Origin of the sequence: Massilia sp. (assembly GCF_046293535.1) — a bacterium.
GTDB lineage: Bacteria > Pseudomonadota > Gammaproteobacteria > Burkholderiales > Burkholderiaceae_D > Telluria.
Map to the genome: position 1 here is coordinate 19,368 of NZ_JBKBOV010000055.1, position 9,987 is coordinate 29,354.

The window sequence follows — 9,987 nt, forward strand, 5'->3', positions numbered from 1 at the left end:
TACCTCTTCGGCAGGGGCGTCAGTAAATGCGCCAAGCGGCGCAAGCGCCTTCTCAAACCGGCGCTTCCGCCGCCATCGTGAAGGTGAACGAGGTCGATCCGGCGCTCGAGCTGACCTCGATCGCGCCGCCATGGCCGCGCGCGATCTGGTCGACGATGTACAGGCCGAGTCCCAGGCCTTCGCTGCCGGCGCGCGAAGCGGCGCGCCAGTAGGGCTTCAGGAGCTGGGCGACGATGGCCGGGCTCAGGTCCGGCCCGCCGTTGGTGACGCGCAGCGTGAACTGGCCTTCGCGCACGTGGGCCACCACGAACACCGGATGGCGTTCGCTGCCGTGCACCAGGGCGTTCTTCAAGAGGTTGGACAGCAGCTGCGCCAGGCGCTCCGGGTCGCAATACAGCGACATGCCGGGCTGGATCGCGGTGTCGATGGTGCGCTCCGGGTAGAGGCCGGACAGTTCGTCCACCACGTCGTACAGGCGCAGGTCGGCCCCGCGCACGGGCCGCAGGTCGAGCGCGATGCCGCTGCCCATGCGGCCGCGCGTGAAATCGACCACGTCCTCGACCAGGGCCGCCATGCGCCGGGTGCTGCGCCGGATGCGTTCGACCACCTGGCGGGTGGACGGGTCCTGGTGCTTGAGCAGCAGGATCTCGGTCCCCGACAGCACGGAGCCGAGCGGGGTGCGCAGGTCGTGCCCGAGCACGGCGATGAACTGCTCGCGCAGCTCGGCCGTCTCGCGCTCATCCAGCAGGGCGGCGCGCGCTTCGCCCAGCGAGCGTTCGCCCTCCAGTTGCTTGGCGATCAGTTCGGTGAACAGGTGCAGGGTCGAGACGGTGACGGCATCGGTGAGCCGTGCGGGCTCCGGATCGAGTCCGCACAGGGTGCCGAAATACTGGCCGTCGGGACGGAAGACGGGAATCGAGAAGTAGCTCTGGAAGCCGTAGATGCGCGGCGTGTGGTGTTCGCAGTATTGGGCGCTCTCGCTCACATGGTCGATGATGACCGCGGCGCCGCTGTCGCGCACTTCTTCGCACAGGGTGGTGGTGACGTCGAGCGGGTCGCCCGGCTTGAGGCCGAACTCGAGCTTGTCGAGCACCGCGCAGGCGGTCCAGGAGGCCTGGGTGACGTGGGCGATGCACACGAAGCGCAGGCCGGTCATCGCGGCGACGGTTTCCAGGATTTTCGGCACCGCGCCGATCGCCTGGATTTCATCGACACAAGAGAGTACTTTTCCTGCCATGGAACGCTCTACGAAATGATTGCAAACGAACCATGGTAGCACTTGTGACGCGAGGAAAAACTAGTTGTTACAAATCCAGCGCTCCTCTGCGTAAACACGTTCGTCGCCCAGGTACACCGCATCCGTGACCGCGAATACGTCGATGTGGTAGCGCGCGTCCTTGCGCTTGAAACCGGGCTTCGGGTACACGCCATGCTTGGCGCCGAGCGACAGGTGGATGCCGCACATGCGCTCGTAGGTGCCGATGTCGTCCACGCGGCGCGTACGCGTGAAGGCCCGGTTCAGGCCGAAGCCGAGTTCGCGCACCCAGACTTCGCCCTCGTCGGCGGTGATCCTGTCCAGCACCTCCTGGAAGGCCGGGGTCGCATTCTCGGTGCCGACCACGCGCCCGCGTTCGACGACCAGGGTCACCGGCACCTCCGGATGGTTGGAGCGGTAATTGGTGTCGCCGAAGACGTGCACCTGCACCCGGCCGTGCACCGCCTCCAGGTCGAGCGCTTCGGTGAACACTTCGCCGATCGGAAACTGGCCGCCGACGTTGTGCATCTCGCTGTAGTCGCCCACGTTCAGCTTGGCCGGCTCGAAGGGCGAACCGAAATGCAGGGTCTCGCCGCCGCCCTCGACACGCCCGTGCGGCGCTGCGTCGATGCGCGCCTTCAAGGCGCGGCCGGTGCCGCGGAAATAGGCCGGATCGTAGGCCAGCGCCTCGATGTAGTGCTCGGATTGCGTGCCGGGCATGCGCGACAGGTGCACGTGTTCGATCACCTTCAGCCCCAGCTTGAACAGCTCGACCCGGATGCGGAAGCCGTCGAGGCGGAAGTTGGTCGACTGCACCAGCACCACCAGGTCCTTCGGCGCCATCGCGCGGAAGGCGGCCAGCACCGCTTCGGGCGTGGCGCCGTCGAAGTCGATGAAGCGCGCCTCGGGCAGGTTGCGGCGGTAGCCCTCGGTCAGGGCGCGCGACAGGGGCGTGCGCCCGTCATGCACGACCAGCGCCCGCTGGCCCGGGCCGTGTTCGAGCGCGATCGCCAGGATGTCGCGCAGGTGCGCAGTGGCGGCGTCGACGGCGTGCACGGGAAGTTCGGCCTGCGGGAGGGCGTCGGGTGAATCTGGGATATGCATGTTGAGCGGAAATGGCGGAGAAATCGCCGCCATTATACGTATGTTGGCCAAAAGTTCCGTGCTTCAGCCCGTTTTAGGCCCGCCTATTGATCCTTCCGGTAGCAGGGCGTGCTACCCCGTGTACGGCGCGCCGCGCGGCAGTGGCCGGCGCTATGATTTGAGCAACAACAACAGCTTCTCCAAGCTAGATGTTGATCAATTATTTTGGCGAAAAGGCGAGAATGACATACCGATGGGAAACGCCTGCCAGTGTCTGGCAGGAGGACGAGCGCGGACAGTTTGCCTTGCTGGCCAGCGAAGGGCTGGGCCGCATCGACTGGCAGGCCCACGCGCCCGGCGGTCTGCCCGCGCGTCTACCCGATATTGCCCGGCTGCTCGGCGCCTCGCTGCCGACCGCCTGCGGCTGCGCGCCCATCTACCCTGAAGGTTTCGTTTTCTGCCCCAACTGCGGCAAGCCCTTGCAACGCCTCCCCGGCACGCCTTCGCGCCAGCCCGGCTGGTGGGGCCCGGGCGCCGACGCCATGCTGCCGCGCCATGTGCCGCATGGCTTGCCGGTCACGTCGCTGCCGCTCGGCGACAGCCTGGAAGAACGTCCGGCCGCGCCGCACCCCGGCCGCTGCGACCTGAGCATGCCGACGCCGCCCAATGCCTATTGCGTGTTCGCCGCCGCCCATTACGGCTTTCCCGAGCAACGCCTGCTGGCGCTGGCGCACACCCGCGGCGTGCTGCAGTACTGGGACCCGGTGGCCGCCCTGTGGCACGTAATGGCGCCGGACGACGGCGCGGCCAGCCTGGCCTTCACGGCCTCGAGCTACGCATGGCTGCCGGTGCTGGAGCCGCGCCGCGGCGAGGTTGCCATCGTGCCGACCAATGAAGGCTTGCAGCGCCTGTGGATCAATCCCGTCAGCGAGAGCTATCGCACCGAGCCGGTACTGCGGGCGCCGCTGGTGGCTGCGCCCGGCGCCATGCGCCGCCACATCGCCTGCCTGATCGCGCCCGAGGGGACCGTGCGCCTGTGTGCCATCCGCGCTGACATCGACCACGTCGAAGAATATGCCTGCCCGGATGTGCCGGCGTCCGGCTGGTCGCGCCCGATCGGCTACGACGGCCGCCTGTTCTGGCTGCACGAGCAGGGACAACTGGCCTGGCGTCCGGGCGAGCCGCCGCTGTTTACGCCCTGGCCGCCGGGCTGGCAGCCGCGCCTGGCCTTCGGCGGGCCGACCCAGAGCCGCGACGGCCGCCTGTGGCAGATCGGCCATGACGGCCAGGGCTACTCCTTCCTCGAGCTCGGCAGCGAACGCCCGGAGGCGGCGCCCATCGACGGCGCGCGCCTGGGCTTCGCCAACTTCCTGTTCCGGCGCGGCCACCCGGTGCTCGACGAGCCCTGGTCGGGCGAACACGTGGAAGACCTGCACCAGGACGAGACCCTGGTGCTGCCGCTGCTGCGCGCCTTCAACAACAACCGCAGCCAGCCGAGCGGCCTGGTGCTGCGCATGCACAAGGTCACCGGCCGCGCCGAGGATGCGCTGGAAGAGCGCACGATCGCCCGCACCACGGTCGAATGGATCGGCCGCCGCAACGTGATCCTCGACGAAGTGGTGCGCCTGTCGCGTCCGCTCGAGTGCGTGCCCTTCGTCTACGACGGTTGCCTGTGGCTGCACCATCCGGACTGGAACGCGATGCGCGGCTGGCGCCTGGAAGAGCCGGCATGAGGGCGCTGTTCAAGCATGGCATGGCCGCGCTGGCGGCGCTGTTCGCCATGGCGGGCGCGTGGGCGGCGCCGCACGCGACCTCGCACATTTTCCTGGTGCAGAACTCGGGCTGGATGGAGCCCTTCTACAGCGACCCGAAGAGCCAGTTCAAGCCGCTCGTCGGCGCACTGGCCGGCGCCGTCGTGCAACCCGGCGACGCGCTGGTGCTGGCCGCCTTCAACCAGTCGTTGCCCGGCGCGCCCTCGCCCAGGGCGTTGCTGTCGCTCAAGGCGGATGACAAGTCCGTGCGCGGCCGCGTCGGCGCGGCACTCGCGGATCTCGACACCGCGCGCAAGCCGAACAGCGGCGCGCTGGCCGATACCGACCTCGGCGAAGCGGTGCAGGCGGCGATCACGACGGCATTGCAAGGCAAGCCCGGCATCGTCTGGCTGGTGACCAACAACCGCAACAGCCCGAACAACGACCAGGCCACGGCCGCGCGCAACCGCGAATTCTATGAGCTGATCCACAAGGGGCAGGCCATCGACAAGGTGGTGGCTTTTCCGCTGCGCATGCCGGTAGCGGGCAAGCACTACCAGGCCAACGGGCTGATGGTGTATGCCTTCGCGGTCGGCAAGGAAGGCAGCCGCGCGCTCGACGGCCTGCTGGCATCCAGGCGCATCGCCAGTGTGATCACCGAGCAGCCGGCGCGCCTGAAACCGCTCGACCGCGACACCGTACGCCTGGTGCCGGCCCAGGTGGAAGATGCGCCGGGCGTGTCCTTCTCGCAGGCGCCCGGAGGCGCCCTGCGCGCCGACGTCGACCCCGATGCGCGCACCCCCAGGGCCAGCGTTGCTTGGCGCCTGGAGAATGCGATGTACCCCTACACCATCGTCTCGGCCACCCTCGGCGCGCGCTCGATGCTGGCCGGCGAGGACCGGCCGATCAAGCTGGCCAGCAGCCGGGTGGAGAACCTGGCGCCGGGCAAGGCGCTGCCGCTCGGCTCGACCATGCAGCTGCCGGTGGCGCAGCTGCCCGACAAATGGTCGATGGCGGCGCTCAAGTCGGCCGGCTCGGCCTATGTGCTGCCGGGCCGCATCGAGCTGCACCTGGCGAACCAGCGCCTCGCCTTGTCGCAGGATTTTCGCCAGCGCATGGCGGCCCTGTTCCCGGGCGACCCGCTGCCCGACATCTTCACGCCGCCCTCGACCGTGCAGGCATCGACCGCGGTGCTGCCGCTCGAAGTGCGGGTCCACTACGGCATGGGGCCGCTGGCGGCGCTGGGCGGACTTGCCGCAGCCTTGCTGGCCGCGGCTGGAGCCGCCGCCTGGGCCTACGGACGGCCGCGCGTGGCCCAGGTCACCGTCGAGGACGAATTGCGCACCATGCGCGCCCGTCCCGGCACCACGCAACCGATCTACGACAAGGCGGGCGCCCAGGTGGCGATGCTCAAGACCACCCTGTTCGGTCACCAGCTGCTCGACCTGCGTGAGGGAGCGCAGGTCCGGCTCGGCCGTTGATGCAATGAAAAACCGTTATTAACAATAAAGAAGAAGAAAGGAAGCACCATGCAAGGCACCCAAGCACCCAGCGCTCCGTCGCCCGCCGATCCCGGCTTCAAGCTGCCGGAGGAATCGGCCTCGCCCCAGGATTCGCTGCCGCAGACCCAGCCGGACACCGCCGGCCGCCCGGTCGAGGTGGTGCCCGGGACCACGAGCGCCCCCGTGCCGGCCACCGATACCTCGACCCGCGACCTGGCGATCGGCGCGGCGGTGTTCGTGGTCCTGCTGGTGGTGTACTTCTTCGTGCGCAACGCCTACGTGCACCACCTGGTGGTGCGGCGCGTCGCGCCCTCGTCGGCGGGCAGCGCCGGCTGGCTGCTGTTCGTCGGCCTGGGTTTCCTGTCGGCCGCCGCGGTCCTGGCCATCATCAACGCGAGCAAATTCCTGACCTTCGCCGTCACCGGTCCGCTGGTGGCGGTGGGCCTGGTGGCCCTGGTCGCGGCCCTGTTCATCGGCCGCCGGTAATCCTTTAAAGAGAACGACATGGCAGATTTTCCCAACCCAGCAGCCCTGAACGCGAAAGCGGAGCTCAAGGTCGACCTGCGCCCGACGCTGTTCATCGGCGCCGGCGGCACCGGCATGGAAGTGATGATGCGCATCCGCCGCCGCATCCTGTCGGCGGTCTGGAACCGGCACAATCCCACGCGCGTGGAGTCGATCGGCGACTTCCCGGTGGCGCGCTTCCTGCACTTCGACCTGGACAACAATGCGATCATCGACGCAGGCAAGTCGCAGCGCACCGACCCCTGGTACGAACTGGTGAAGCTGACCGACGAGGAGCGCCTGGTCGAACCGCTCGACCTGCCCCAGTACCACGAGTCCGACGACAGCCTGGCGCGCTTCCCGCTGATCGAAAGCTGGATGCCGCTGCGTCCGAAGAAGCTGCGCTCGCTCGGGATCGACCCCTCGAAAGGGGCGGGCCAGATCCGCGCCCTGGCGCGGCTCTACCTCTACGACAAGTACCCCAAGCTGCGCGGACGCATCAAGGGCGCGCTGAATGCACTGGGCAGCAATGCCGGCATCGAGCGCAAGGAGAACTACCAGCGCCTCGGGCTGCAGGTGGATACCTCGAAGTTCCGCATCGTCGTCATCGCCTCCTGCGCGGGCGGCACCGGCGCGGGCAGCGTGCTGGACCTGGGCTGGCTCTCGAAAGCCATCGCGCGCCAGGAGGTGTCGGACAGCCAGGTCGACCTGGTGCTCCTGATGCCGGGCGGCTTCGCCAAGGCCAACAAGGAACGCACCGAGGCCAATGCCTACGCCACCCTGATGGAGCTGGAAACGGCGATGCGCGACATGAACGCACGGGTGGCATGGATGGACCCGGACAGCATCACGGGCCGCGGCGCGCCCTACGACGACGTGTATTTCGTCGACACCGCGAACCTCGCCAACAAGGCCACGCTGGATGTGAAGGACGTGTACCAGATGGTGGCCGACACCCTGTTCGAAGATTTTGCGTCGGCCGATTTCGCCAACCGCAAGCGTTCGGTGGCGGTCAACCAGCAGCAGCACAAGCTGGGGCCCTACAACCCGCGCGTGCCCGAGCAGCGCTTCGGCGACATGCGCCTGTCCTATTCGAAGGCCTACTCCGCCTTCGGCCAGGCGGTGCTGGATACCCAGCAGAGCCTGCGCGACGACATCCGCGCCTACGAACTGGCCGGGCTGATGGTCAAGGCCTTCTTCGGCCTCGTTGGTTCGGATGGCAGCGCCGGCAATGCGCGCCGCGCCGGCGACGCCGAGCGCGACAGCTTCATGCGCGAGCAGATGGACATGGCCGAGCGTCCCTTCGACATCTTCCCCGACTTCCGCAAGGGCACCGTGGACGTGACTCCGTTCCCGGAATACGCGCTCACCGGCACGCTCCTGCTGGACAAGGACGGGCGCCTGCTGCTCGAAAGGGTCGAGAGCAAGGTGCAGCTCGAGGTCGACCGCATCATGGCCTCCTACGACATCAAGCAGTGGCGCGAGAAAGTGGCCGAACTGCTGCCGCAGCTGGAACGCGACGCCATCCGCGAGGCCGGCGCCACCGCCGAGACCAGCGAAGACCGCATCAAGCGCCACACCAGCGAGGTCACGGCGCGCCAGAAGACCCGCGTGCGCGAGCGCCTGTATGCCTTGCTGGACGACCGCAAGCAGGGCGGCCTGGAATTCGTGCTCTCGCTGCTGGAGCAGGTCAAGGCGCGCCTGTCGCAGCGCGACATCGCCAATGCCGAGCGTAACGGCCGCCGCTACCGCGACATCCGCGATGCGCTGCGCACCCGCCAGGTGGAAGAATCGCTGAACAACCTGTCGCAGGCCGCCGGCCGCCTGTTCGGCAAGGAGCCGCAAGCGCGCGAGGTCATGAACCACCTCAAGCGCGACATCGCCGACTACCTGCGCTTCCACCTGCTGGCGGTGGCCGCCAACCAGTCGATCGAGGTGATGCGCAACATGTCGGCCTGGCTGGGCGAGCCGCAGGCAACGGACGAGCACGGCAATGCCCAGTGGAGCGGCATCGCCGGCGAATTCCAGGAGGGCCGGCGCCAGGTCCAGGCCATGCTGGTGGCCGCCGACCAGCGCATCAGCCAGCTGCGCGCCGATGCGCGCCAGGAGCACGCCACCTACATCAAGCTGGCCAGCGACACGCTGCCGCCGAAGGTAAGGCTCAGCAGCGACGTCAGCAGCTGGAGCGAGGAAGTCCTGCTGGAATTCGGCGGCTCGGCGCGCCTGTTCCCGCAGCTGGGCGACGAGCGCCTGCGCGCCGACCTGCTGCTCAAGCTGTTCCGCCGCGCCCAGCTGCAGCTATCCACCCAGGAGCTGGAGCAGCCCGAGCCGGTCGACCCCTTGCTGGAACGTCTGTCCGCGATGACGCCGCAGGAACGCCAGCGCGTGTTCGCCGAATGGATCCGCAGCGCCATGCCCTGGGTGAACGCACGCTTCTCGGCCGAATTCACGCCGAATGCCGACCAGTTCAAGTGCTTCATCGGCGTCGGCGACGTGAGTGCCTGGCGCAAGATGGAAGCCGAGTTGCGCGCCGCCGTCCCCACCGGCTACTTCCACGGCGAGCTGCTGTCGATCGTCAACACGGGGATTTCCGGCAAGGCGGTGTGCTACATCGAGCTGTCGGGCTACCCGATGACCGTGCTGCGCGGCCTGCCGACCTGGCGCGCCTCGTACCAGATCGAGAACCCGAAGATCCCGACCCACCTGCATTTCGACGCCACGCGCTTTCGCCATCCCTTGTCACCCTCGATGGATGAACTGAACCGCCTGGCCGACGACTACGAGTGGTTCCTGCAGGCGATCGCCCTCGGCGTCATTCGCCGCAAGGCCGACCTGGGCGACCGCGAGGCCAGCTTCCAGCCGCGCGGCCAGTACCTGTTCGAGGTCGAGCCGGGTTCGGGCGAGTGGCTCCAGATCGGCAACGAATACGCGATCCGCTCCAATGGGCTGCCGCCGTACTACCGCGACGGTGTCATCCAGGCCGTGCGCCAGCGCCTGGCCAACGTGGGGCCGCACCAGTTGGTGCTGCTGGCGGCCCTGATGCGCTACTACCAGCTGCGCGTCTACGAGCCGCGCCTGGAAGTGGACGAGACCGGCGCCCAGCTGCCGTCGCCCTCGCTGCCGAACATTACCGCGCGGCGCCTGTATGACCAATGGATCCGCCGCGCCGCCGCGCTCGACCCGACGCTGTCCGCTGGCCAGATCGAGAGCGCGCTCGGCAGCATCCAGGGATGGACCGAGGCGGTGCCGGATTCCGCCAGCGACGCCTACAGCTGGGAGGTCGAACGGCCGGTGGATAAACGCGTGATCCTGCCGCAGTACCTGCACAGCGACGCCCACGCGGCCGCGGTGCTGCAGGGACGCGCCGGGGCCGCGGTCGAGCTGGCCAAGGCCGCGCCGGCCGCAAGCGCCGGCGCACAGGCGGACGGGCCGCGCTACAAGCTGTTCGTGCAGGGCGCCCAGCGCGGCCCGTTCACGCTCGACGAGATCGGGCGCCAGGCCGCGCGCGGCGAGATCGACGGCGCCACGCGCGCCTGGAACATGGCCTGGAACCCGAAGCTGGACAAGTGGAGCACCGTGGGCGCACTGCCCGAACTGGCGGCGCTGCTGGACGACGCGATTCCCGACCCGGACGATGTCCCGGATCCCGAATGAAGGACGGCATGGTGCAAGACGACGCGGTCTACCGCTGCATCGGCCCGCACTGCGGGCGCCTGATGCCGAGGCGGGTGAATTTCTGTCCCTGGTGCGGCACCGCGCAGGGGCCCGTCCAGCCGGCGCGCCTGGATGGCCTGCCACAGGTAGCGCCGCCATCGCCGGCGCAGCCGCCCCGTGTCGCGCCGCCCCAGCCGGCCGCAGCCGCGCCCATACCGGCGCCCACGCCGGCGCCTAC

6 protein-coding genes and 1 pseudogene are annotated in these 9,987 nt (G+C 68.6%); 5 read left to right on the forward strand and 2 right to left on the reverse strand.

Annotated elements, in window-relative coordinates:
• Positions 1-52 precede the first annotated feature (52 nt).
• Positions 53-1,237, reverse strand: coding sequence for an ATP-binding protein (locus tag ACK4S9_RS21115; protein ID WP_409729569.1), 1,185 nt, complete (start codon positions 1,235-1,237; stop codon positions 53-55).
• A 60-nt stretch (positions 1,238-1,297) separates the two neighbouring features.
• Positions 1,298-2,359: a hypothetical protein gene (locus ACK4S9_RS21120; protein WP_409729571.1), complete on the reverse strand. Its 1,062-nt coding sequence runs from the start codon at positions 2,357-2,359 to the stop codon at positions 1,298-1,300.
• A 221-nt stretch (positions 2,360-2,580) separates the two neighbouring features.
• Between ACK4S9_RS21120 and ACK4S9_RS21125 the strand changes: the two genes are divergently transcribed.
• The 5 genes and pseudogenes from ACK4S9_RS21125 to ACK4S9_RS21145 all read left to right on the forward strand — a co-directional run.
• Entirely contained in the window at positions 2,581-4,071 is a 1,491-nt protein-coding gene (locus ACK4S9_RS21125) for a hypothetical protein (protein WP_409729573.1), read from the forward strand.
• Complete coding sequence (locus tag ACK4S9_RS21130) at positions 4,068-5,570, forward strand: hypothetical protein (protein ID WP_409729575.1); 1,503 nt, start codon at positions 4,068-4,070, stop codon at positions 5,568-5,570. Before ACK4S9_RS21125 ends, ACK4S9_RS21130 begins: the two co-directional genes overlap by 4 nt.
• Positions 5,571-5,618: 48 nt before the next feature.
• Entirely contained in the window at positions 5,619-6,077 is a 459-nt protein-coding gene (locus ACK4S9_RS21135; RefSeq protein ID WP_409729577.1) for a hypothetical protein, read from the forward strand.
• Positions 6,078-6,095: 18 nt separating this feature from the next.
• On the forward strand, positions 6,096-9,749 hold the full coding sequence (locus ACK4S9_RS21140; protein ID WP_409729579.1) for a tubulin-like doman-containing protein: 3,654 nt from the start codon (positions 6,096-6,098) through the stop codon (positions 9,747-9,749).
• Between the two features lie 8 nt (positions 9,750-9,757).
• A pseudogene (locus ACK4S9_RS21145) lies at positions 9,758-9,987 on the forward strand (hypothetical protein); the annotation flags it as partial.

Coding starts and splice junctions, on each gene's coding strand:
- ACK4S9_RS21130 (WP_409729575.1), top strand. CDS start 4,068: ATGAGGGCGCTGTTCAAGCATGGCATGGCCGCGCTGGCGGCGCTGTTC.
- ACK4S9_RS21125 (WP_409729573.1), top strand. CDS start 2,581: ATGACATACCGATGGGAAACGCCTGCCAGTGTCTGGCAGGAGGACGAG.
- ACK4S9_RS21135 (WP_409729577.1), top strand. CDS start 5,619: ATGCAAGGCACCCAAGCACCCAGCGCTCCGTCGCCCGCCGATCCCGGC.
- ACK4S9_RS21140 (WP_409729579.1), top strand. CDS start 6,096: ATGGCAGATTTTCCCAACCCAGCAGCCCTGAACGCGAAAGCGGAGCTC.
- ACK4S9_RS21120 (WP_409729571.1), bottom strand. CDS start 2,359: ATGCATATCCCAGATTCACCCGACGCCCTCCCGCAGGCCGAACTTCCC.
- ACK4S9_RS21115 (WP_409729569.1), bottom strand. CDS start 1,237: ATGGCAGGAAAAGTACTCTCTTGTGTCGATGAAATCCAGGCGATCGGC.